Below are 24,663 nucleotides of genomic sequence, written 5' to 3' on the forward strand. Positions count from 1 at the left end.
GGAGGAAGCGAAGAACGTACAACAGCATGAAGCCTGGAATTTGGGTGGCTTCATGCTGTTGAGGAATCAAGATGGAATATATGGCGGCGCCAGCGCCGCAGAAGGTGGCCTTCCCCACCCCGGGCCCATGGATTCTTGGTGTGGCCCGTCCCTCCCCTTCCTGTTAGGCGGGGAGGGCCATGGATAGTGCTGGTCGGTGCTGTAGGTGTTTTGATAGTGAATGTAGTGGTAAAGCTATCGTAACGATTAACAATTGACCAGTAGTGATTATAGAACGCCTACCACAAGCGTGTGGTAGGTGTCAGCCGTTAGGCTGACGGAGGAAGTTTACCCAGTCTTTCGCGGCCTCTGGCCGCGATTTGCCTTCGCCTTACCAGTGCACTGCTTGGCGTGCACTGGTAAAGGGGAAGGTCGTTCTCGCTTCGTTCTTGAAGCGAGAACGGGATGGGGTTCAAAAGTAGGATGCCTGCACAACACCCGTTGAGAACGTCGACCAAAAATCCGGTACAGAGTTTTCTATAGCAAAAATTTGCCTTTTGGCAAATTTTCTGTAGTTGAACTACCATCCTCACTGCACTAGCCCCAGCGGGGACAAACTTTCCCTGAAGAGGAAATGTCAGCCGAATGGCTGACAAAAGGGATATGCCCATCGCTCCTCCCCCATCCATGTCCTAAATTCTCCCCATATGTATCAATTCTGCCAACAGCTTTTTCTTTTTGTAGTTTTCATTCTCCTAACAATTGTTATTGATATTAACATCTCGCAACCCGCATTCTTCCTGCTTCTCTTGTTATATTTTTCACACCAACTTTTACATTTTCCTTACTGAATATTACCTTTTTATATTTGTGCACGAAATTCGACAAATCAGTATTGCCTATCCCAATTTCCGGTATTATAATATGCCTATTGAACAAATACTTATATGTATGTTATGAAATAACACAACAGCAATTTCGCTTGCTGCAACTCCTTGTTACGGGGCAAAGAGAAACAGGCCGATGCAATCAGAGTCTTCCAATTACTGGGGACATTTTGGGGGGCTGCAAAGCTGCAGATTGACCGACTTTGGGCGCAGCGACGTAGTGTGTTTCATAACCACAATAAGCAAAATATGGGAAGGAGCTTTACAATGAAACAAAGCGGGAAACAATTAACCAAACAAGTCCTGGCCAGCCTGCTGGCCGCCAGCACCCTGGGTGTAATGGGAATGGCAGGAACAGCCTTTGCTGCGGATCCGATCACCTGGAGCAACCATACGTTAAACAATTGGTACGGTGGGTATGTCAGCGGGGTACGCAATATTACCTTCGGAGACGTTAAGGATAATGCTCTCGTACCGGATGCTGCTATGGATGCATATTCGGGCGGAGCAGCTTTAGGCGGTGGCTTAAATTTTGAAGGGTATGTGGCAACGGATGTCTTAATTCCTGAACCTACTGCCGTGAATGCAACCTTCCAAAATTCCACCATTTCTGGCAATACAGCTACATCCGGCCTGGAAGTATATGGCGGTGCTATGGAAGTCAAAGGAACCAATGCCACTTTCAATGATGTGGTGATTGAAAACAACTCTGCTATTTCCAATACAGCATATGGCAACGTCATCGGCGGTGCCATTGCCACTAGCCGCAAGGGAAATATATATTATGTATATCGGCAAAATGAAGACGGCAGTTACGTCTTAGATGATAATGGCGATAAGATTATTGATCAAAAGTCCATTAAACTTCCTACCCACCTGACTTTCAACGTCACGAAAGACGCTGCCTTTACCGGAAATACCATTGTCAAAGAAGGCGGCGATACCTCCAAACTGTACGTATATAATGGCTACGGCACTGTTGGACCTTCCGGCGGCGGCTTCTTAGCTATGGAACCGGGGACGGATACCACCTTCAACATTTCTGACGGTGCTACCCTGACCATCGGCGCTGCAGGTGCCGTTACTGGCGATACCGATACCATCAGCACGTTAATTCCTACCACCACTGCGGCTGAAGCCTATAACCCCTTCATCGTTAAACAAGGCGAAGGCACTCTCACCATCAACAGCAACCTGGACAAGTACTACGGTGACTTTACGGTGGAAGGCGGTACCGTAAACCTAAACGCCAACCTGAACCTGGCCAGCACCTACAAGGTTACCGGCGGTACCCTGAACCTGGCCGATGTAACCATCGACAAACTTTACGATAAATTGGCTGCAACGGGTATTACCGGCTATGCGGCCAATGCGGCTAACCAAACCCTGACGGCAGCTAACCTGTACAACCAGGAAGGCTCTGCCTTCGCCAAAACTGACCAACCCACCAGTGTTACCGTCAAGGTCACTAACACTGCCGGTTCCCTCACCACTGCCGCTGGCACCACTACTAACGCCAACAGCATCACCGTAACCGACGGCGGCTCCATTAACGCTGAAGGTGCCCTGAACGTTACTGGCGACTTGTCCGCCGACGCTTCTACCGTTACGGCAAAGAATGCTACCATCGGCGGCACGGTCTCCTCCACTAACGGTTCCACCGTCACCCTGGGCGGCGATAATTTGAACCTCTCTACTGTAAAGGTTGATGACAGCAGCACCTTGACCCTCACCAGCGGCAAATTGACAACAGCTGATTTGAAAACAGCTATCACCGGCACTGGCAAGCTGACCCTGGATGGTACTGCAACTCTGTCTACTGTGGCAGACCAGGTATTTACCAATGCCAACACCACGGAAAGTGAAACCTCAAAGGATAATGCACTGACCGAAGCTGCAGCCAAAGTGAACTTCAAGGCTGGCACCCTGTCCCTCAGCGATGCTAAATATACCATCACGTACCTAAAAGACATCAAGAACGTCATGACCACTGCCCAAGCCAATACCCAAGTCATCATGGAAGGTACCCTGGTAGGCACCGATGAGCAGACGTCAAACACCGTTTCCCTGGCTGACGCCGAAGATGTCGGCAGCAACATTGCTCTGGACAAAGTCACTGTGGAAACCAATTCCAATGCAGAAACCGGCGCCGTAAATATTTCCAACGGCGTCAACGTAGGTGCCTTGGCTGTAGATGAGAATACTACCACCGTAGCTGTAGCTAAGAATACCGAAGTCACCCTGGGCGGCACTACTACTACCGAAGTCATCCAAAGCGCTGCCAATACCACTCCGGAAGTAAGCTTGGCCGAAGGTTCTACCTTGAACATCGGCAATGCGCAAGCAGCAGTCGACAACACAACCTTGAACGTAAAAGCTGACCTGGTTGCCACTACGGCCACCAGCAACATCAATACCAACGGTACCACCACTGTGGACGGCAGCGTATCCCTGGCTGGTTCCACCCTGGCCGCCAAGACCGGTACCCTGACCGTCAATAAAGACCTGACTGCAGCTACTGGTTCTACCCTTACCGGTAATGTTACCGTGGCCGGCACCGTGAAAACCGATAGTAATGATGCCACCATCAACATCGGCGGTACGGAAGAAGGTACTGCTGCCAACGTAACCGTCTCTAACGTCGCGCTGAATGAAGCTTCTACGCTTGCTGTTCAGAAGAACAGCACCCTGACCCTACAGAGCACCAGTGCAGACCAACCGGCCACTGTTACGGCAAAAGTTACTGCTGATAATAGCACCATTGTTTCCAATGGCCCGGCTGAAGTCAACGGCACGATTGCCCTGACAAATGCAGCTATTCAGTCCAAGGACGGTTCCCTGGCCATTAAGGAACTGACCACCAGCGGCACCAACACCCTGACCGGTGACGTTGCCGTAGCCGGCACCATCAAAGCTGCCGATGATCAGGTCAGCACCCTGAACATCGGCACCGAAGGCACTGCCGCTAACGTAACTGTCAGCAATGTAGATCTGAACACAGGCTCCTCCCTGGCGGTCCAGAAAGACAGCACCCTGACCCTGCAAAGCACCACCACGGCCCCTGCTACCGTTAAAGCCGACGTGGCTGCAACGGGTTCCACCATTGCCTCCCAAGGGGATGCGCAGATTAACGGCACCGTAACCCTGACCGATGCGGCCATCCAATCCACTGCTGGCTCTCTGGCAGTAGATACCCTCTCCACCGCCGGTACCTCCACCATCACTGGTGATGTAGCCGTAACCGGTGATATTACAGGTACTGCCAACACCACCCTGAACCTGGGCACCGGTACCACCGCTGCTACCCTGACGGCCGACAAAGTCAGCCTGAACGGCGGTACCCTGTACCTGGATCCTGTGTGGAACGGCGGCACCCAGGATGACGGCACGGAAGTAGCCATCGAATCCCTGGACGGCGCAAACGTAGTGGTAGGTGAAAACTCCACCCTGACCCTGGGTTCCAAGGACACCACCGCTGCAGAAAATATGTTCAAGGAAACCGGCCTGTCCTGGGGTTCTGACGGTATCCTGTCCGCCCTGTATCTGGCTTCCAGCCAAGACCTTACCACCAACAGCATCGTGGTAAGCAGTGAAGCCACCAGCGACAGCGCTGCCGAGGCAGGCACCTTCTCCATGGGTACTGCTTCCCTCCTGATGGTGAACGGCAGCACCGTATCCGGCAGCAATACCGCCGCCATTACCGGCGTTACTTCTACCAGCGTTTCTGACTCTGCCAAACTCTACATTTCCGGCGCCACCGCAGGCACCACCTATAACATTCTCTCTGGTACCAGCGTGAAATCCGGCAACGCCTGGTATGCCGATGCCAACGCAGACACCACCAGCAACGTGTTCACCCATAACCAACTGCTGAAATTTGTGGGTGCCGAAGGCAACGGCGATACCCAATACTCCGTAACCGCTGAAGCCAAGGATGCCACCGATGTATACGGCAATGCCCTGAATGCAGCTAACGTAGTTTCCGCAGCTGTAGCCGCTGGCGGTGCCGCAGGTACCCTGTTTGGCAATGCGGCCAATAGCGATGTACACAGCACCACCGCTTCTCAGGTGAATGCCCTGAACAGCGCCACCTCCCTCACCGAACTGGCCGGCGTACAGCATGGCCTGTACACAGCCGGTAACCTGTTTACCGGCGCTGTGGCCAACCATTTGGCTGACGTCAAAGACACCACCCTGGATAAGGACCTGTGGGCTCATTACATCCATGATAAGGAAAACATCCGCGGCCTGGCTGTGGACGGCCTGTCCGGTGCAGACTATGACGCCCAGTATAACGGCGTGGTAGTAGGTTCCGACCTGTACCATAAGAACGGCGTAGTGGCCGGTGCAGCCCTGACCTACATGGACGGCTCCTTCTCCGGCAATACCGATACCGCTTCCACCAAGAATGACGCCGACTACTATGGCCTGAGCCTGTACGGCAGAGTACGCAGAGGCCAGACCTCCTACCTGGGCGATATCTCCTGGCTGCATGGCAAGAACGATCTCAGCCAGTACAACAGCGGCAGCGAAATCACCGGTGACGTTTCCTCTAATGCCTACACCGCCGGCGTACGTGCCGAACACGACTTCGCAGCCGGTGACGGCACCCTGACCCCGTATGCAGGTGTACGCTATGCCCACCTGGATTACGGCAACTACACCGATAGCCTGGGCATCCACCACGACAGCGACAACGCCAACCTGTGGCTGATCCCCGTAGGCCTGCGGTATACCCAAGACTTTGCGATGGACGGCTGGAAGGTGAAACCCATTGCCGAAGCAGGCTACCTGTGGACCCTGGGCGACCGCAACAGCGACGAACGCCTGAACATCAACGGCGCCTCCAGCACCTTCGGCTACGACGTATCCGACTCCGGCAGCTTCTATGGCCGCCTGGGCATCGAAGCCGAAAAAGGCCGCATGACCTACGGTCTGGGCTACCAGTACCAGAAAGGCAGCGACGTACGCAGCAACGTATGGAGCCTGGCCCTGCGGTACAAGTTCTAATAGACTTTCCCCTTCCCTTCGGGGAAAGTGCACTTCCCATATATGAAAACCCAAAAAGAGCAATCACAGCCCCATCTGTGGTTGCTCTTTTTGGGTTTAGATTGCGGTGGGAAAATATAGCGGCACCAGCGCCGCCTGAACCGGAACCCCATCCGCCGGCGAGTTCGCCGGCACCTTCCCCTTCTCCTGTTCGTGCTAAGCAGCGAACAGGTAAGTGGAAGGCAGCGGCCGTAGGCCGCAAATACTGGGATTGGAAATCATAATACTTGTTTGAACTTCTATCGTCGCCTTTCGGTGACACTTCCTACAGTGGTTCGCTGCAAGCCAGTCAGCTTTGCACTGACGTGCTTGCTTCCTGGGCAGCTATCACATGGGTCACGTATTCCAAATATCTTTTAGGTAACTTGTGAAGATATTTGGACGTGAACGCAACGCTTGCAGGAAGCTTTCGTTGCCATTACTGGTCAAGTAAAATCTAATGTATAGTGCTGATATAAAGATGACTAGTAGTGGCTTGGAAGCCTACCACAAGCGTGTGGTAGGTGTCAGCCGTTAGGCTGACGGAGGAAGTTTATCCAGGTATTATCTTTTCTACCCAAGTATTGCGGCCACCGGCCGCTGCCTTCCCGCAGCAACAACAGTCCAACTGCGGGAAGGTGGGGCGCGCAGCGCCTCGGATGGGCCCGGCCACACCTACACCCCGCCGACCTCACGACCAAAAATCAGAGTTTTCTACAGCAAAAATTTGCCCACGGGCAAATTTTCTGTAGTTGAGCTACCATCCTCGCCGCACTAGCCCCAGCGGGGACAGACTTTCCCTGAAGGGGAAATGTCAGCCGAATGGCTGACAAAAGGGATATGCCCAGAGGGCGCCCATAGCTCCAGCCTTTGGGAGTCGTATCCATTTCTCAAAGCCTCGGCCGTAGAGAAATGGAATATACGACCCCTGCGATAGCCGTCCGTGAGCCGAACCCGCAGGGTGAAGGTGAACGGAGCACGGCGAACCGCTTGCGGCCGCATCCAAACATCCCACGGATGTTTGGTCAATAAGGCCCATGCGATAGCTGCCCAGGAATTGAGCCCGAAGGGCGAAAATGACTGGCTAGCAGCGAACCGCTCGTGGATTCCCCAGGCCAGCACACTTCAGGTTCATTAATTGCACAACCCAAAAAACCGTACTGCTTCCTCATCTCAGGAAGCAGTACGGTTTTTAATTTCACGCTATTTCACGTTACTTCTTCTCATCCAACAACATCACATCTTGGGGCGGATTCTTGTCAATGGCCCCCACAATCCGGTGCGGCAGATACGGTTCTTCCAGGAACGCAATATCTTCCGGGGTCAGCTTCACCTTCAGTGCCGCCGCAGCATCATCCAAATACTTGGCCTTGGTGGCCCCCACAATGGGAGCGGTCACGCCCTTGGCCCACTGCCAGGCCAGGGCAATCTGGGTCATGGTGGTGCCGGGATACTTGCTGGTCAGGGCGTGCACCCGGTGCACAATCTCCAGGTCCTGCTGCTCCGTCCGGTCGTACTTGCCCATGGCCACCCGGTCCGTCTGGCTCCGCAGGGTATCCGCCGTCCAGGTATTCCGGGTCAAATGGCCTGCTGCCAAGGGGCTGTAGGGCATCAGGGACACCCGCCACTCCTTGCAGATGGGAATCAGTTCCCGCTCGTCTTCCCGATACAGGAGGTTGTAGTGGTTTTCCATGGTGGAGAACTGGGTCCAGCCGTGGTCCCGGGCACACAGCTGCATATTGTAGAACTGGTACCCGTACATGGCCGAAGCCCCGATGGCCCGGACCTTACCCTTCTTCACCAGCTCGTCCAGGGCTTCCATGGTTTCCTCAATGGGATGCTCGTAGTCAAACCGGTGGATAATGTACAAATCCAGATAATCCGTGCCCAGGCGCTTCAGCGTCCCGTCGATTTCCCGGAAAATCGCCTCCCGGGACAGCCGCCCCGGATTGAAATACACCTTGGACGCAATCACCACCTGGTCCCGAGGCACCAAATGCTTCAGCGCCTTCCCCAGGTATTCCTCACTGGTCCCGGCAGAGTAGCCATTGGCCGTATCAAAAAAGTTGATGCCCAGGTCCAGGGCATGGTGAATCACCGCTTCACTCTGCTCCGGATTCAGCGTCCAATCGTGCATGGTCCCTGCCTTGCCAAAGCTCATGCAGCCCACACAGACCTTAGAAACCCGAATATCCGTCTTGCCAAGCACATCATATTCCATACTGCAATCCTCCGATCCAATGCAATTTTCTATCCACAAACACGAACACCCGTTACTTGCTCAGGTCCAGCCCCTTCAGCCAGGCCTCCACCTTGGGCTTTGCCTGGTCCGGGTTCTTCTGCACCACGGCGCCTTCCAGCCCCAGCCCCTGGAGCACCCGGGCACCCTTGGCATACTGGGGAATATTCTTTTCCTCCCCGGTCATGTACTCCCCACCGGAGGTACAGAACGGAATTATTGTCTTGCCCTGGAAATTTTCCTGTTCCATGAACGTATACACCACCATGGGCATATCGCCGCCCCAAATAGGATAGCCCAGGAACACCACGTCATAGTCCTTCAGCTCCGGTAGCGGACCTTGAATGGCCGGCCGAGCCTTTTCCTTCAGTTCCTTCTTGGCAATTTCCGTAGTCGCCTTATACTCCTGGGGATAGGGTTTCACCGGCGTAATCTCAAATTCCTTGGCCCCGGTAGCCTGGGCAATCATATTCGCCATCAGATGGGTATTCCCCACCTTAATGTAGCCCACATCATAGTTTTCTCCTGCCCGGGAGAAGTACGCCACCAGAATCTTGCTGCTGGGAATCCCCTTCCAGCTGGTCACTGTGGACGTTGGCGCCGGCTGGGCCGGTTTTGCGCTCTCCTGCCCGCTGGTCTTGGACGCCGCCCCGCTTTCCCCGCAGGCCGCCGTGGCCAGCAGCATGGCCGCCGCCAGAGCCGTCACCAGCAGTTTCTTCAGCTTCATAGCACTCACTCCTTTGGCCCGTTCCGTCTGGCCCCACACACCCAGGCCCCACAGAATTCGGCCTTATTTTTGACCGCTAAATTGTTTCTTCAGTTCCTCGCCAAAAACCGGCACATACTTCTTCCCCGGCGGCAGCTGCCAGAACGCATAGTAGTCCCGGGTAAAAATTTTGCCGTCGTCCAGCACCGGGACACACTTCACCAATTCCTTGGCCGGACCCGTAGAGCTGGTCCATTCCCGCAGCAGATAGCCCTGGCCGGAGATTACCTTCAGCACCGCCTCATCCAGCGTATCCACCCGGCAAAAATCACTTTTCACCTGGAGATATTCCTGATAGAACAGCCGCTCGTTTTCCTCCTGGGACGGAGGCGTAATCAAAATGCAGGGCAGGTCCTTCAGGTCTTCCATGGTAACCCCAATGGCCTTGGCCAAAGGCAGAGAGGCCCCCAGCGCCGCATGCAGATACGTTTTGGACAGCCAGTAGTTCTCATACCGGTCCGAAGGCGCCCGGTGCAGATCGTTCAGCACCAGGTCCGCCCGCCCCGTCCGCAGCGCCTCATACAGCTCCTCGTGGGTCCCACTGAAGGTTTCCAGCGTAATCTGGGGGTACGCCTTCCGAAACGACGCCACCGCATAGGACAGCTCGTCCCCAAAGTAGTTCTTCAGGTACCCAATCACCAGCTTGGGCTGGGTCCCGTCCCCCAGCTGCACCGTTTCCTCGCACAGCTTGTCAAACTCCTTTACCAGACCCAAACTCCTCTGGTAAAAAAACTCTCCTGCCGGCGTCAGGGCAAACTTCCGCTTTTCCCGAATCAGCAGCTTGACCCCCAGCTCCCGCTCCAGCGCCTGGATCTGCTGGGAAATGGCCGACTGGGAAATATTGCACAGTGCCGCCGCCTCCGTAAACGAACGGCAGGTCACCACCGCTTGGAAATATTTTACTTGCCGGAGCATGGCTTCACCGCCTTATTTTTCCGCTGCCTTTTTGATGCAGTTGATGGCATTCAGGCTCCGGGGATAACCAATAAACGGCAGGCAGGCGGACACAATCTTAATCAGGAAAGCCCGGTCGTTGCCTACGTTGAAATTCCCCTTGGCATGCGCAATCAGCTGCGGTTCAGCCCCGCCCTGAGCGGACAGGAAGCAGAACGTAATCATTTCCCGCTGCTTCAGGTCCAGCCCCTTCCGGGTGTAATAGTCCCCAAAGCAGTTGTCCACCAGCCACTTGTTGATGTGCCGGGTTTCCTCCGGACCACTGGTGGCAAAATCCTTCATGCCCTCGCCAAAAATATCCATCTGTGCCTTCCGGCCGCCTTCCAGCCGGGTTTCCGTGGTAGTCGTTGCCTGAGGTTCCAGAGGCAGCGCAATCCCCCGCTGGGTAAATACCTCATTGGTGGCCATCAGAAACGGCAGCACCCGGCCCATGCCCAGATAAGCCGCAGCCTGGTACACAATCTCCTTGATTTCCACCGGCATTACCCCGTAGTTCAGCGCACCCACTACCATTCTCCGGTACATATCGATACCCTGGCAGCCCAAAAGCGTAGCCAGAATCGCCATAAACCGCGTCCGGTCGTCCAGGTCCACATCGTGGATTACCTCATCAAACGCAAAATTGTGGAACCGCTCCACAAACTCCGGATCCGTATCCCGCATAGACCGGGCAGCCCCAGCCACCAGCTTATTATGAAAATCCTCAGCAAATTTCGTTGCCATACTCCATAACCTCTTTTCCAGAATACATATACAAAAGTCACATACTACTATTAGTATAGACCCCCATTTGCCCCTTGTCTATTTGTTCTTTCCTATGGAAGAGTATACGTTTTAGGTATCGATGCAGCCACTTCGGAGCGCACGCACTACCGCTTTTGGTAGGCCTCACCCCAGGCGTACAGTCCGTCCAGGGAGGGCAGCAGTTGTCTTCCCAGGTCTGTCAATTGATACGTCACCGACGGCGGCACGGTCCCCGCAGACTTGCGCACCAGCAGCTTCGCCTCCTCCAGCTCCCGCAGCGCCCTGGTAAGCATGGTGTTGGTTACCCCCGCAATCCGGCGCTTCAATTCATTGTAGTGCAGATTATCCTCCTGGGTCAGATTCCAGAGAATGGGAATTTTCCATTTGGAACCGATAATCTCCATGGCATAAACAATAGGACATTTATTCAGGACCTCGTCTTTGTATTTGTCCATTTTGCAGCCTCCTTTTCAAGGAACAAAAATGTGCGTACTTGCATTATTCTCTCTAAAATTATATTTTATACCTAACGAAAAAGCAAGGAGGGAGCCAATATGCTGAAAATCTTGCAGCCAGCAGAACTCTGCGGACTGCACCTGAAAAATCGCCTGTTCCGTTCAGCCACCTGGTTGGCCCTTTGCAGGCCCGACGGAACCCCTACCCCAGAATTGTACCAGCACTATCGCCAGCTGGCCCAGGGCGGGATTGGAACCATCATCACCGAACTCACCGATGTCTGTGAGCGCAATAACGCCATAGGAAACAATATGCGCCTGTACACCGACGCCCTGATCCCCGCCTACCAACAACTGGTGGCTATAGCCCACGCCTCCGGCGCCGCCATCATCCCCCAGCTGAATATGTACCAATACGTCAGACCCGGAACCGGGCAGCAAACCCTCGACGTAAACGCCCTGACCCCGGAAGACCTGGCAGAGATCCGCCAGCTCTACATAGCCGCCGCAGTCCGGGCAAAACAGTGCGGCTTTGACGCCGTGCAGCTCCACCTGGCCTACGGCTGGCTGCTGTACCGCTTTCTTAACCCCTATTACAACCAGCGCCAGGACGCCTACGGCGGAACCCCCGAGAACCGCTGCCGCCTTATCGTAGAAATTATCCAGGGCATCAAAGCCCAGCTGCCGGACTATCCCATCTGCGCAAAATTCAGCTTCTACTTTAAGCCCCAGGCTGAAATCCGCCGGATCCTTGCCCAACACAAGGACCAGCCCCTACCCATAGCCCCCTGCTATGCAGCCGACGAATGCGCCGGCCTCTGCCAGCACCTCTATGCTGGCGGCCTGGACTTTATCGAAGTCCTGGGAGACCATGCCCCCTGGGAAAACGGCAATCGCCACCCCTCCTGCTACCAGGACCTGGCCAAAGCCGTCAGAGCCAAATGCCCCATCCCCATCGTCCTCACCGGCTGCAACAATGAGCCCCAGCAGCTGGAACAACTCCTGGACCAGGACAAAATAGACGCCTTCGCCCTAAGCAGAGCCCTGATCCGCGAACCCCAGCTGCCCAACCGCTGGATGAGCGGAGACCTGAGCCCCGCCAAATGCATCCATTGCGACGCCTGCTACCAAACAAAAGCACACCAGTGCCGCTTTCAATAAAAGGAGGAATTTTTCATGAAAAAAGTAAAAATCACCGTCATCAAATGCGGGTGGAACCAGGACCTGGTAGACAAATACGCCACCCCAGGCCTCACCCCCTGCGACTACAACACCGAAGGCATGACCTTCATCTCCAACGGCTGGCAAAAACCCAAAGGCCTGTGCGACAACGCCTGGAAATCCATGATGGAATACGTTTTCGCCCTGTCCCACGGCGCCAAAAACTTCTACGACGGAGAACTCAAAGACAAAAACGCCTTTATAGCCTCCTGCAACGACGGCTTCCGCCCCGTCAGCTTCCTGATCGAAGCCCTGGACGAAGACGCAGACCAAATGTTTGAATAACCACAGACTGCCTGACTAAGCTAATGAAGAAAACAAAAACGACCTGTGAACCCAAAAATGGGCTTACAAGTCGTTTTTTTGAGGAAAAATAGAAGCTGGCCGGTACTATAGGTATTTTGATGCTTAATGTAGTGGTGACACTATAATAACGATTAACAATTGACCAGTGGTGGTTATAGAACGCTTCCTGAGTGGTTCGCCGTGCTCCGTTCTCCTTCACCCTACGGGTTCGGCTCACGGACGGCTATCACATAGGTCGCATATTCCAAATGTCATCGGGAAACTGCATTGACATTTGGATGCGACCGTAAAGCGTTGCGTTCGCGTCCAAACAGCGCTACAAGTATTCCAGAAGCTGTTTGGTATACGCGAGCCATATGATAGCTGCCCAGGAATTGAGCCTGAAAGGCGAAAATAATGCGCTCATATCCAATTATCAAGGCTGCAAGCCGCAGAGAATTGGTTAATATGAGCCATGTGATAGCGGCCTGCAAAGCGAACCCGCAGGGTGAAGCTGCGCAACGAGCCGCGAACCACTCTGGCTAGCAGCGAACCACTGTAGGAAGTGTCGCCGCAAGGCGACGATAGAAGTTCACCCAAGTATCATCTTTTAATCATACATTCGCGGCCTCCGGCCGCAGAAGGTTCCTTCCCCACCCCGGCCCATAGATTCTTGGATTGGCCGGCCCTCCCCTTCCTGTTAGGCGGGGAGGGCATGGGGTAGTGCTAACCGGTACTGTAGGTGTTTTTGATAGTGAATGTAGTGGTAAAGCTATCGTAACGATTAACAATTGACCAGTAGCGGCCTAGACCGCTTCCTGCAAACGTTGCGGTCACGTCCAAATATCTTCCCAAATTATCCAAAAGATATTTGGAATACGTGACCCATGTGATAGCTGCCCAGAAGGCGAGCCCGTAGGGCGACGCCGCCTGGCTTGCAGCGAACCACTGTAGGAAGTGGCACCGCAAGGCGACGATAGAAGTTCACCCAAGTATCATCTTTTAATCATACATTCGCGGCCTCCGGCCGCAGAAGGTTCCTTCCCCACCCCGGCCCTTGGATTCTAGGATTGGCCGGCCCTCCCCTTCCTGTTAGGCGGGGAGGGCATGGGGTAGTGCTAACCGGTACTGTAGGTGTTTTAACAGTTAATGTAATGATAATGCAATAGTAATGATTAACAATTGGCCAGTAGTGGTCTGGAAGCCTCTTTCAAGCGTGAAAGAGGTGTCAGCCGCTAGGCTGACGGAGGAAGTTCAATCCGTTTTTTTTGCGGCGCTAGCGCCGCATATGCCTTCCACTTACCTGTTCGCTGCGTTGCGCGAACAGGAGAAGAGGAAGGTGCCGGTGGAATCACCGGCGGATGGAGTTCAAAAGTAGAATGCCTGCACTATACCCCGCTGACCGCACGATCAAAAATCCGGTACAGAGTTTTCTACAGCTAAAATTTGCCTATTGGCAAATTTTCTGTAGTTGAGCTACCTAACGGTCTGAACTAGCCCCAAAAGGGGACAAACTTTCCCCTTGGGGAAATGCCGCAACGCGGCAATGGGGAAAAACTTCCTTCGTCAGCCCCCTTTCCACCACCCTACTGGCGGTTCCCCTTCCCCATAAATGTGGAAGGTAATGGCTGACACCTACCACACGCTTTGCGCTCGCATCCAAGAGTCTACAGTTTATCAAAAGACTCTTGGTTAATGCGAGCCATGTGATAGCAGCCCAAGAAGCAAGCCCAAATTGGGCGTAGCTGATTGGCTAGCTGCGAACCACTGTGGTAGGCTTCCAAGCCGTTACTGGTCAAGTAAAATCTAAAATATGGTGCCGATATGAAGTTGAACCGTGGTGGTTACGAAAGTCTCCTTCAAGCGTTGCGTTCACATCCAAGAGCATTATAGGCTCTTGGCTAATGTGAGCCATGTGATAGCAGCCTGTGAATCGAGCTCTACGAGCGAAGATGAACAGCTAGCTGCGAACCACTAAGGAGATACCGACGTAGTCGGCAGAGGAAGTTCACCCACGATTAGCGGCCATCGGCCGCCTGCCTTCTCCGCACAACAGCAGTCCAAGCGGGGAAGGTGGGGCGCGCAGCGCCTCGGATGGGGTCAGCACTACCAAATTTCTTGCACGAGCCTATTGCAAGCAACGAACTATGGTGGTAGTAAGTGTCTTCCTCGTCGCCAGTCGAAGGCCTTTTGATTAAAAATGCCTTCGACTGTGATTGCCCCATTTTTCCAACAATCACCAACGAGGAAGTCGTCACTGTGCGTTCCTCGCAGTCTGGCGGGACCTCTACAGCCTATTGGAACGCTCGGTGGCGGAAGGTGCCTTACGCCCCACCGCCCCGGAGGGGTGCATACATACCTCCCAAACTTGAGCAACATAACTGCCACTCCGCAGTGTCCTGGAGTCTTCATCGTCGTCCTGATAGGCCCTTGCGGGTCCCGATTTTGGTAAGGTGTCGGTACTTGGGAGGCCCATGCCCAAAGTAAGGACACAATAGAGTGGCAGCGCAGACGCACTAGGGTAGCTACAACAAATTTGCCAGTACTAGCCTGATTACAGCTTGTGGTACACCGTTTCTGCGGGCTATGTTTTCAAAAACAGTCAGCGCTCCGTCGCGTTTTTGAAAATATACCCCAAAGAGAACGGAAAGGCCAACATTGCTAACACCATCCCAGTCCCCGAATGGGCCTGCACCCATTTAAGTAACGCATCACGCCCACCCAATCCAAAATGCCAGCAAAAAGGGAAAACGAACAGCAGAGTTTCAGTAGCCAAATTTGCCACAGGCAAATTCGGCCCCGTTGCTCAATACCCCTCCTCTTCCCACTCCTTCACTCTTCTCTTCACATCTTCCAAATTCAGCACCCCCAGCGCAAACCCTTTCCTGGTCAGTTCCGCCGGCACGTACTCATCATATTTGTCAAACTCCGGCACTTCATGTTCGTAGAGCAGCTCCATAGGGTCGATGTCCTCGGCAATCTTCCGATAGCAGGTCTGAAAAAACGTCTTGGCGTCCGCTTCCATGGTAAACTGCATGAAGTACGGCCGGAAGGAATCCAGATTCTTCAGCCCCACTTCCGGCCCCACCTTCAGGTTGAGGAACCGTTCCATGGCCAGGAACCCGTACGTCCCCAGCCAGGGCAGCAGGCACCACATCTTGCCCCCCAGCTGGATCAGGGGCTGCTTCACCGCCCCCGACTGGACGGCGGTGAACCGGGCCTGGGTCAGCCGGGCCACAGCGTTCTTCATGAGATACGGGTACTGCCGGTCTTCCCGCAGCACCTCCCGCATCCGTTCCAAAATCTTCGTGTGCAGGTCCCCGGGGCACTCGCCAAAGTACGCCGGCACCTTCCCCTTTACCAGTTCGCAGTAGATCACGTGCCGTTTCCGGTCCACCTCCAGCACCCGCCACACATGGCCAGCAATGGCGATCTTCTCCCCCGGCGGAGGCGGCGCCACCACGGTCCCCAGCTCCTGGGAATCGCAGCGCACGGTGTACTCCTCGTTCTCCTGGAACACCCCGTAGAACTTAAAGGAGCTGGTAATCCGCTCCCCAGTGAGCCCCACAATCAGCCCGCCCTTCTCCGTCCGCTGGAGATGGTCCGTATCCAGCAGATGGGTCAGCAGCACCTTGTAGTCCTCCTGGCTGATCCGGTGAAAATACGGCAGGGTCAGCACCTTTCCCGCCAGGCTGGCCGCAGACATTTCCCCGTTGGCCTGGAGTACGCTCATGGTCTGATGGTACAGCAGACTGTAGGGCAGCCGGTCCAGCCGGGGCGGTTCCACCCACTTTTCTTCCAAATACAACTGCACCAGCGCAATGGCCTGGAGCAGCTTCCAGGGAATGGTGGCTGGCAGCATGGCCCGGATTTCCGGCTCGTCCTCCCGGATTACAAACCACATCTCCGGCGGCAGGTCCCGCCGTCCCGTCCGGCCCATCCGCTGCAAAAACGACGACACCGTCCAGGGCGCATCAATCTGGAACGCCCGCTCCAGCCGCCCAATATCGATGCCCAGCTCCAGGGTGGAGGTGGTCACCGTAGTGAGATTCTTGTCGTCTTCCTTCATTAACATCTCCGCCGTTTCCCGGTAGGACGCCGACAAATTCCCATGGTGGATCAAAAACCGGTCCGGCTCATGGTTCAGCTCGCAGTACTGGCGCAGGGACGTGGTCACCCCTTCACATTCTTCCCGGGAATTCACAAACACCAGGCACTTCTTCCCCCGGGTGTGCTCAAAAATATACCCCAGCCCCGGGTCCGCCTGGACCGGCGCCTCGTCCGTCTTCTCCTCCAGCACCGGCAGCGCCTGAATATCCGTCTTGTCCTCCCCGGCCTGGGCGTCCTTCACGTAGAAATGCTCCATGGAAAGCCGCCACTTGCTGCCCGGCCCCTTCACCGTGGGAATCAGCGTCCGGCGCCCGGTGCCCAGCGACAGGAATTTCCCCACCATCTCCGGGTCCCCCAGAGTAGCCGACAGCCCAATCCGCCGGGGATTCACCCCCGCCAGCCGGGACAGCCGCTCAATCAGGCACAGCGTCTGCCCGCCCCGGTCTCCCCGGAGCAGGGAATGCACCTCGTCAATCACCACAAACCGCAGGTCCCCAAACAGCTTGGGAATGGCCATATGCTTGTGGAGCAGCATGGCCTCCAGGGATTCCGGGGTAATCTGCAAAATCCCCGACGGCTTTTTTAACAGCTTAGCCTTGTGGGACTGGGACACATCACCGTGCCAGTGCCACACCGGAATCCCGCCCTCCTCGCACAGAGGCTGGAGCCGCTGGAACTGGTCGTTGATGAGAGCCTTTAACGGCCCAATGTAAATACACCCTACCGACGCCGGCGGGTCCTGGGCAAACAGCGACAAAATAGGAAAAAAGGCGGCTTCCGTTTTGCCGGAAGCCGTAGACGCCGTCAGCAGCAAATTCTCGTCCGTGTTCAGGATTACATCTCCGGCCGCCACCTGAATGGGGCGCAGCTGTTCCCAGCCATGGTCGTAGATGAAATCCTGGACAAACGGTGCATAACGGTCAAATATACTCATATTCTCTCCTTACACGGTAAATTCCGCAAACTCCGCCGGAGCGTCCCCTTCCTGCACGTCGTTCTTGGCGTACTGGAATTGGTCGGACCCCAGCAGTTCCGTTACCGTCAGTTCCGGATGCTGGTACAGAATATCCAGCACCTCGATAAAGTCCCGAATCACTTCCCGGGGCGTAATATGGGAATCCGCCCCAATCCGGCCAAACTCAATCTCAATAAACTTGGCCAAATCCTTGGGCTTGATATGGGACTGGTATTCGTACAGACTGCTGTGAATCTCCGCCAGCTTTTCAATGAGGATCAGCATTTCCTCGTTGGTCAGCGGCAGCAGGGGAATCACCGGCGCCATCAGGTCCTTGTGGGTGCCCCCAAAATGGCCTTCCGCCAGCCGGGACCGCAGGGCCTCGTAGCTGTAGACCCCCCGCCGGGGATCCTCCATGCACTGGGGCGTGCCCCCCATGATGATGCCCAGATAGTGGGCCTTCCCCTGGAGCGTGTCGTTGTACATGGTCAGAATCTTTTCGTAGTTGTACTGCCGGGTAATGGCGTGAGGCACCTTGTAGATGTTCACCAGCTCGTCGATGCACACCAGCAGCCCCGCATACCCCGCCTGTTTCAAAAAGCACGCAAACAGCTTCAGGTATTCGTACCAGTCGTCATCGTTGATGATCACGTTAACGCCCATTTCCTGCTTGGCTTCCGTCTTGGTATGGTATTCGCCCCGGAACCACTTGGTGACCTTGGCCTTCTTCTCCTGATTCCCTTCCGCATAAGCCTGGTAGTACAGGGTCAAAATCTTGGCAAAGTCAAACCCGTGGACCATTTCGTCCAGCGCCCCGATAACCTGGGCAATCTTCCGTTCCATCAGCGGCCGAATCCCCGGGTCCGCAGCCGGCAGCCCACTTTCTTCCATGACCTCCGCCTGCACCCGGCTCAGCCACCGGTCCAGAATCAGGTTCAGTGCGCCCCCCTCAGGCTTCGTCTTGGTGGCCATGTTCCGCACCAGTTCCCGGTACGTAGCCAGCCCCTGGCCATTGGTGCCCTGGAGCCGCCGTTCCGGAGACAGGTCCGCATCCACCACCACAAAATTCTTTTCCATCACATAGTTCCGGATGGTCTGCATCAGGAAACTTTTGCCGCTGCCGTAACGCCCTACAATAAAGCGGAACGAAGCGCCCCCGTCCGCAATGGCGTCCACATCGTGGAGCAGGGCCTCAATTTCACTTTTCCGGCCCACCGTAATGTACGGCAGACCAATCCGGGGCACTACGCCCCCCTTGAGAGACGTAATCAGCGTCCGGGCAATGCGTTTTGGTATCTTCATTGATTAATTCCTTTCCAGGGGAGAAACTGCCGCCAGCCCTTCCCTGACTTCCTCTATATAATCTTCCAGCACTTCCGGCGGGTCCCCAGCCAGCACCGTATCCCCAAACTCCTCAAAGAGCTTGTCGTTGATGCCGTCAAAGAGCACCGAGGCCATCAGCCCCCGCTCCCGGACCCAGCCCGTAGGCTTTCCTTCTAATATATCCTGCAAATATTCCAGCTCGTCCGCCGTCAGGTTCCAGGGCGCAGCCCCAGCAGCCGCTTGCTGGGAAGTTTCCACGCCCTTTGGCGCACCTTCCACCGCCTGCCGCACGTCCGCCAGATAATCTTCCACAAGTTCCGGAGGATCCCCCTCCAGCACATTGTCTCCTAGCACGTCCAGCGCCTTGGCGTTGATGCCGTCCACCAAAAGGTCCGCCATCAGCCCCTGCTCCTGTACCCAGCCCGTGGGCTTGCCCTCCAGAATATCCTTCAGGTAATGGAGCTCAGCTTCCGTTAGGTTCCAGGGCAGCCCCTGAGCTTGCGCTGAAGCCTGGGGTTTTTGCACCAACTGCTGCGCAGCCTTAGGCGCCGGTTTAACGTCCTGCCCCGAGGCAAACAAGTCTTCGCCCGCAGCCGCACCGCCAGGCAGCGGCAGCACCGGTTCTTCCTCCGGCACCTCCGGCTCCTCTTCCCCCAGGTCGGCCTCCGTAATCAGCCGCTCCCGGGTAATGGCCGCCTCCTGCCGGATCTTGTCCAGCACCGCTGCGTCCAGATTCACCTGGGCCCGCTTCTTCCGGTCCTCCTCCGCCTGCCAGTCCTCAAACACCCCCGTGACCAGCTTGGTCAGCCACTTGTAGTGATAGGGCTGCAATAATTCCTGGTACCCCAGCAGCGTGCGAAGCTCCCCTTCAATGGTCTTTACCAGCTTTCCCAGCTTCCGGTGCTTGGCCGTTTCATACCGCAGCCGCTGCACCGTCCAGATACCTTCCTTATTACTATAGGTACACACCGGCGTTAGCTGCACCGCATACGTCCGGGTATCCTGCCTCTTAAAGAACACCGCCGAGGAAAAAAGAGAAATCCACTCGTAGTCCTCCACCCCCAGGAACTCCTCCTGGAAGGACTTTTTCCGGTGGGACAGATAATACTCCTGAAGCTTCCGGCAGCACCCCGCCATCAGCCGCACGTACCGGTCCGTATCCTCCTTATAGAGCTTGGAACGGTCCATCCGGTAGGTAGAAAACGTGCCCAGCGCCTGGAACAACTCCTGGTCAGATGCCTGCTGCCAGTTTACCAGCGTCAGATACGCCTGGTCCATCTGCCCGCTGTGCGTGTCCGGCAGCAGCTTGGGGTCCAGCTGGTAATACAGCACATAGTCCCGGAGCCAGGTATTCATATTGGCCAAAATCCGGGAATCCAGGCTCCCGTACTCGTCCTGGAATTCCAATAGCTTCTGGAAGCCCTCCTCCGGGGACTTCACCCCAATCTGATTGATTAGCTCGTAAATATAAATATACGCATAGGTCAGCGACGTACGCTCCGCCGCATGATGCCGCAGCCGGGTCCGCCAGCCAAAATACCCCCGCAGCTCCCTGTCCCGCAGAGACTGGTACGTAGGAAAATAATGGAGCACCGGCAGATCATAAGTGTAATCGTCCTCATAGTCCTCCACCAGCTTGCCCTGCCGCACAAAAATCTCTTCCCAGGACATATACTCCTTCTGCGCATTGCAAGCCGCGCCCAAGGCCCGCAGCTTCTGCAGCTGTTCCGGCAATACCTCCGGTTCCGGCACCTTCCGGGGCTTAATCGGCTCCGACTGGTACTGCTCCTTCAGCCGCAGAAACGTCTCTTGTTTTGATTTATCCATAGGACCGGTCATGGCCGCCCCATCCTTTCTCTCCAGCACCGCAGCTTTTGGGACCCTCGCCAAACTTTCCCGAACTTCCCAAAAACCCGTTGAGAACAAACAAATTTTCGCCACTCTCTATTATAAAATAAAACCCGTAAAAAAGAAACAGCCTTAGGCCCCAAAAGAACACAAAAAAAGCCCCCGACCGGGGTGAGAGTCCGGTCAGGGACCTGCTGCCTGGCGGCCCAGGCGGGGCCCACCGCCTAAGACTTGCCTTCAGCAGCTTTCTTTTCCTGTTCCACAGCTCCAGAGACGAGTTCGTCCAGCTGCATATACAGCTACGTCATCTCCTCCGGAGTCTTGGCACTGCGGATTTTCGCCAGCAGCGCAAATTTCTTTTCCTCGTACGATAAATCCATTCCTGTCACCTGCCCCTCATTAATGTGAAAGCATTGGAAAGGAGCTCCCAGAATGGCCAAACAAGAAACTTTATTCTTTAGGATAAATTATAGCATAGCAATTATAATATTGCAATGATTCTGATAAATATTTTCCAAGCGTAAGAGCCACTTTTGGCCCTGATTCACTTCACCAGGTTGTTCTCCGGCTTTGCAAGGCTGCTGATTCACCATTTCAAGCATATTCACAGCCCACCATCACTTCACCAGATCGTCCCCCGGCTCCACCGTCACAATATTGGCACTGCGCAGAATCCGGCGCCCCGCTTCCCATAACGTCTCCGGCACATCGATATAATACGCCTCCCGGTCAACCTTTCCATTGGGCCCAAAATCCCGGATGTCCAACTTTGCCCCACAGCCACAAATCGGCGCCTCACTGGGCATAGAACAAGCCGAAAACTCAATCCCCGCCTGCGAGAGAAGCACCTTCGCCGCCTCCCACTCAGGCCGCGTCCCAATGGAATGATACAACGTCTTTTCCCGGCAAAAGAAACCCATAATACCACACCTCACATATATAGTAGACCTACGTACCTTACAGCACGCTCCCTTGTTACCATATATTTTACACTGCATTCAAGCCAAGTACAAGATAGGATTGAAGGAAAGGTGTGGGGGTATTTTTTAATATATAGCGGCGCCAGCGCCGCAGAAGGTGGCCTTCCCCACCCCGGGCCCATGGATTCCTGGTATGGCCCGTCCCTCCCCTTCCAAATCTACATTGAGCAGCGATATTGTTCGGCTATCCCCTCATTACAGAGCGTCAGGTAAGAAACTTTCTACTGTTCAGTCGGGTAGACGTCCCACAGTTTTTGCAAACTGTGGAGGTGTTTTTTTTAATATATGGCGGCCCATGGCCGCAGAAGGTTCCTTCCCCACCCCGGCCCTTGGATTTTTGGATTGGCCGGCCCTCCCCTTCCACATAGGCGGGGAGGGCATGGGGTAGTGCTGACCACGACTATGAGCGTGTTGATAGCTGCAGTAGTGGTGACACAACAAAAGCAATAAACAATAGACCAGTGGGGGTCATGAATGGCCCATCCAAGCGTGGAGGGGCTGTCAGCCCGTAGGGATGACTGAGGAAGTTTATCCTCGCCTTTGCGGCCTCCCGGCCGCCTGCCTTCCACTTACCTGTTCGCTATGCGAACAGGAGAAGAGGAAGGTGCCGGCAAACTTGCCGGCGGATGGAGTTCAAAAGTGGGATGCCTGCACTACACCCGTTGAGAACGTCGACCAAAAATCCGGCTACAGAGTTTTCTCCAGCAAAAAGTAATTACATTGGAAACTTTGACCTAGTTGAGATACCATCCTCACTGCATTAGCCCCAGCGGGGACAAGCTTTCCCTGAAGGGGAAAGTGGCGCAAAGCGCCGATAGAGGAGCACTCTCCGTCTAATAACCCTCAACATTTGGGAGTCGCATCCGGTCGTCCATACCAATGTATCAATGGAAGACCGGCTAATGCGACCTCTGTGATAGCATTCCAAGAAGCAAGCTCGAAGAGCGCAGCTGATTGGTACAATGCGAACCACTATGGGGAGGGTGTCGCACTCCGTGCGACGGGAAGGGCGAGTGCCACCTGCGCCCGAGTGGTTCGCGGCTCGCTGCGCAGCTTCACGCTGTGGGTTCGCTTTGCAGGCCGCTATCACAGGGGTCGTATATACCACCTTTCTGCGGCTAAAGCCTTGAACGGTGGATACGACTCCCATGCGTGCGAGGTCAACTTCTAGAGAGAATTCGCAATTATAATATACTTTATTCTACTTATATACCCCCACATTGTTCTCAAATAGAAGTAACTTTAGAAATGCGGTGGTGCCGTATTGATTACCTCGACCAAGTGTGGGAGAGGTGTCACCGGAAGGTGACGAAGAGAGTTTTAGCATAGATAGATATCAATAAAATTATATTTTTAATATTATCTTTTCCACCTAGGTATTGCGGCCTTCTGGCCGCCCGCCTTCCCGCAGCAACAACAGTCCAACTGCGGGAAGGTGCCTGACGCCAGGAAGGCGAATGGGCCCACCAAGTGGTCCGGAGGACAATTGAACTTTCAAAATTACCACACTACCCCCTGCAAGCACACGGCCAGTTGTGGCCAAAGAACGCTTCCTTTAAGCGTGAAGGAAGTGTCACCGCAAGGTGACGATAGAAGTTTATATTTTCTCTGCACTAACCCCAGCCAGCAACGCTATGCCTTTTCCGGGACCTAGCCGGCCTGCCTCGTTGCTGGTTTCACCCATTTTCATGGATGAAACCCCGTGATGAGCGCAGCGAATCACCAACGAGGAAGACGTCACCCCGCTTTCCTCGCAAGTTCAACGGGACCTCTACAACCCATTGGAAAGCGGGGTGGCGGAAGGTGCCTTACGCCCCACCGCCCCGGAGGGGTGCATACATACCTCCCAAACTTGAGCAACGTAACTGCCACTCCGCAGTGTCCTGGAGTCTTCATCGTCGTCCTGATAGGCCCTTGCGGGTCCCGCTTTTTGTAAGGTTTCTGCACTTCAGAGGCCCATGCCCAAAGTAAGGACACGATAGAGGGGCAGCGCAAACGCACCCAAAGTACCTCCAGCCAAGCTTGACCCACGGGGCTGATTACAGCTTGTGGTACACCGTTTCTGCGGGGTATGTTTTCAAAAACAGTCAGCGCTCCGTCGCGTTTTTGAAAATATACCCCAAAGAGAACGGAAAGGCAAACATCGCGAACAAATACCCACCTGCACCCATTTTACTCCCGCACCACACCCCAAAAAAAGGCATCCTGCCCAAATTTTTTAAGCAGGATGCCCTTCTTTTCTATATTCGAACTATATCTGAAACTACCTTACGGACCAATACGGACCCCGGAAGGCACAGCAAACGTATATCAAAAAGCACCGGCGTCTTCCGCCAATTTCTTCAACACCTTCGCCGGCACACCCCCTACCAGCGTGTTATCCGCCACATCATGGGTCACCACTGCACCAGCAGCCACCACCACGTTATTGCCGATATGCACGCCCGGCAGAATGGTCACGCTGCCGCCGATCCACACATCATTGCCGATGACCACCGGCTTGGCGATGCCCAGATGCTTCCGCCGTCCGGCCGCATCCAGGGGGTGGTTCACCGTGGTAATCAGGGTGTTGGGCCCAATCCACACGTCATTGCCCATGGTCACCGGCGCCACGTCCAGAATCACCACGTTGTAGTTGGCCAAAAACTCGTCCCCCACGTGGATGTTCTGCCCGTTGTCGCATTTGAACCCAGGGAGTATATTGGGGTTATTCCCTACGCTCCCCAGCAGCTCCCGGATGGCCTTGTCCTTCCCGGCCAAATCCTGGACGTCAACCGCTTCCAGCTTGGCACAGCCCCGGGCAGCATCCAGCTTATGCTGGTTCACTTCCGGATCATTCACATTGTAGGGCAGCCCTGCCTGGAGCTTTTCGTATTCCGTCATCGAGCG

The 24,663-nt window shown here is 54.9% G+C and carries 12 protein-coding genes; 3 read left to right on the forward strand and 9 right to left on the reverse strand.

The annotated features are described in order from the left end of the window. The first annotated feature begins 1,133 nt into the window (after positions 1 to 1,133). Positions 1,134 to 5,876: an autotransporter domain-containing protein gene (locus LKE88_RS02770; RefSeq protein ID WP_276802690.1), complete on the forward strand. Its 4,743-nt coding sequence runs from the start codon at positions 1,134 to 1,136 to the stop codon at positions 5,874 to 5,876. 1,231 nt (positions 5,877 to 7,107) lie between these two features. Here LKE88_RS02770 and LKE88_RS02775 read toward each other — a convergent pair. From LKE88_RS02775 to LKE88_RS02795, 5 genes are all read right to left on the reverse strand, one after another. After that, positions 7,108 to 8,115 carry an aldo/keto reductase gene (locus tag LKE88_RS02775; RefSeq protein WP_276802692.1) on the reverse strand — a complete coding sequence of 336 codons (1,008 nt, stop codon included), beginning with the start codon at positions 8,113 to 8,115 and terminating at the stop codon, positions 7,108 to 7,110. Between the two features lie 52 nt (positions 8,116 to 8,167). Next, positions 8,168 to 8,860 carry a flavodoxin gene (locus LKE88_RS02780; RefSeq protein WP_276802693.1) on the reverse strand — a complete coding sequence of 231 codons (693 nt, stop codon included), beginning with the start codon at positions 8,858 to 8,860 and terminating at the stop codon, positions 8,168 to 8,170. Between the two features lie 63 nt (positions 8,861 to 8,923). Then, a complete protein-coding gene (locus tag LKE88_RS02785; protein ID WP_276802694.1) occupies positions 8,924 to 9,814 on the reverse strand; it encodes a LysR family transcriptional regulator in 891 nt (296 codons plus the stop codon). A gap of 12 nt (positions 9,815 to 9,826) precedes the next feature. After that, positions 9,827 to 10,576 carry a carboxymuconolactone decarboxylase family protein gene (locus LKE88_RS02790; RefSeq protein ID WP_276802696.1) on the reverse strand — a complete coding sequence of 250 codons (750 nt, stop codon included), beginning with the start codon at positions 10,574 to 10,576 and terminating at the stop codon, positions 9,827 to 9,829. Positions 10,577 to 10,722: 146 nt separating this feature from the next. Further along, positions 10,723 to 11,052 carry a winged helix-turn-helix transcriptional regulator gene (locus LKE88_RS02795; RefSeq protein ID WP_276802697.1) on the reverse strand — a complete coding sequence of 110 codons (330 nt, stop codon included), beginning with the start codon at positions 11,050 to 11,052 and terminating at the stop codon, positions 10,723 to 10,725. 99 nt (positions 11,053 to 11,151) lie between these two features. Between LKE88_RS02795 and LKE88_RS02800 the strand changes: the two genes are divergently transcribed. Then, positions 11,152 to 12,213: an NADH:flavin oxidoreductase gene (locus LKE88_RS02800; RefSeq protein WP_276802699.1), complete on the forward strand. Its 1,062-nt coding sequence runs from the start codon at positions 11,152 to 11,154 to the stop codon at positions 12,211 to 12,213. A 15-nt stretch (positions 12,214 to 12,228) separates the two neighbouring features. Next, a complete protein-coding gene (locus LKE88_RS02805; protein WP_276802700.1) occupies positions 12,229 to 12,558 on the forward strand; it encodes a TIGR04076 family protein in 330 nt (109 codons plus the stop codon). A gap of 2,806 nt (positions 12,559 to 15,364) precedes the next feature. Here LKE88_RS02805 and LKE88_RS02810 read toward each other — a convergent pair. The 4 genes from LKE88_RS02810 to LKE88_RS02825 form a co-directional block, all read right to left on the reverse strand. Next, on the reverse strand, positions 15,365 to 17,602 hold the full coding sequence (locus tag LKE88_RS02810; protein WP_118287161.1) for a DEAD/DEAH box helicase: 2,238 nt from the start codon (positions 17,600 to 17,602) through the stop codon (positions 15,365 to 15,367). 9 nt (positions 17,603 to 17,611) lie between these two features. Continuing rightward, positions 17,612 to 18,925 carry an ATP-binding protein gene (locus tag LKE88_RS02815; protein WP_118287160.1) on the reverse strand — a complete coding sequence of 438 codons (1,314 nt, stop codon included), beginning with the start codon at positions 18,923 to 18,925 and terminating at the stop codon, positions 17,612 to 17,614. A gap of 3 nt (positions 18,926 to 18,928) precedes the next feature. Then, positions 18,929 to 20,773: a TerB N-terminal domain-containing protein gene (locus LKE88_RS02820; RefSeq protein WP_158572359.1), complete on the reverse strand. Its 1,845-nt coding sequence runs from the start codon at positions 20,771 to 20,773 to the stop codon at positions 18,929 to 18,931. 3,311 nt (positions 20,774 to 24,084) lie between these two features. After that, positions 24,085 to 24,657: a sugar O-acetyltransferase gene (locus LKE88_RS02825; protein ID WP_276802702.1), complete on the reverse strand. Its 573-nt coding sequence runs from the start codon at positions 24,655 to 24,657 to the stop codon at positions 24,085 to 24,087. Between the last annotated feature and the right edge of the window lie 6 nt (positions 24,658 to 24,663).

This window comes from Acidaminococcus hominis, assembly GCF_022484025.1.
GTDB classification, from domain to species: domain Bacteria; phylum Bacillota; class Negativicutes; order Acidaminococcales; family Acidaminococcaceae; genus Acidaminococcus; species Acidaminococcus hominis.